Source organism: Streptococcus infantis, assembly GCF_047460685.1.
In the GTDB taxonomy this organism is placed as follows: domain Bacteria; phylum Bacillota; class Bacilli; order Lactobacillales; family Streptococcaceae; genus Streptococcus; species Streptococcus infantis_AD.
In genome coordinates, this window is sequence record NZ_JASHFS010000044.1 from 1 (window position 1) to 1,089 (window position 1,089).

Sequence of the window (1,089 nt, forward strand, 5' to 3'; positions counted from 1 at the left end):
GTGTCTTGAACTCTACTGTTGTGCCCTTAGGAAGATCGCCGACATTACCGATTGAATCTTTAGCAGATGGTTTATCTCCTGGTTTAACAGTTTGATCTTTCGCTGTTGGAGTATTCTTGTCTGCATCAGATGTCTTCTCTGGATCTTTTACAGTTACTTTAACTGGTACTTCATCCTTAGATCCATCTGGGTATGTTACAACGACTGTAGCGTCTTTGTCACCTGGGGTAGTTGTGTCTACTGGTGTCTTGAACTCTACTGTTGTGCCCTTAGGAAGATCGCCGACATTACCGATTGAATCTTTAGCAGATGGTTTATCTCCTGGTTTAACAGTTTGATCTTTCGCTGTTGGAGTATTCTTGTCTGCATCTGTAGCTGGTGCACTTGGATCTTTTACAGTTACTTTAACTGGTACTTCATCCTTAGATCCATCTGGGTATGTTACAACGACTGTAGCGTCTTTATCACCTGGTGTAGTTGTGTCTACTGGTGTCTTGAACTCTACTGTTGTGCCCTTAGGAAGATCGCCGACATTACCGATTGAATCTTTAGCAGATGGTTTATCTCCTGGTTTAACAGTTTGATCTTTCGCTGTTGGAGTATTCTTGTCTGCATCTGTAGCTGGTGCACTTGGATCTTTTACAGTTACTTTAACTGGTACTTCATCCTTAGATCCATCTGGGTATGTTACAACGACTGTAGCGTCTTTATCACCTGGTGTAGTTGTGTCTACTGGTGTCTTGAACTCTACTGTTGTGCCCTTAGGAAGATCGCCGACATTACCGATTGAATCTTTAGCAGATGGTTTATCTCCTGGTTTAACAGTTTGATCTTTCGCTGTTGGAGTATTCTTGTCTGCATCAGATGTCTTCTCTGGATCTTTTACAGTTACTTTAACTGGTACTTCATCCTTAGATCCATCTGGGTATGTTACAACGACTGTAGCGTCTTTGTCACCTGGGGTAGTTGTGTCTACTGGTGTCTTGAACTCTACTGTTGTGCCCTTAGGAAGATCGCCGACATTACCGATTGAATCTTTAGCAGATGGTTTATCTCCTGGTTTAACAGTTTGATCTTTCGCTGTTGGAG

Annotated in this window: 1 protein-coding gene; it reads right to left on the reverse strand. The window is 42.4% G+C overall.

Annotated elements, in window-relative coordinates; genetic code table 11:
* Window positions 1–1,089, reverse strand: a 1,089-nt coding sequence (locus tag QM917_RS10565) for a Rib/alpha-like domain-containing protein (RefSeq protein ID WP_414285726.1), incomplete at both ends; no start/stop codon positions are given.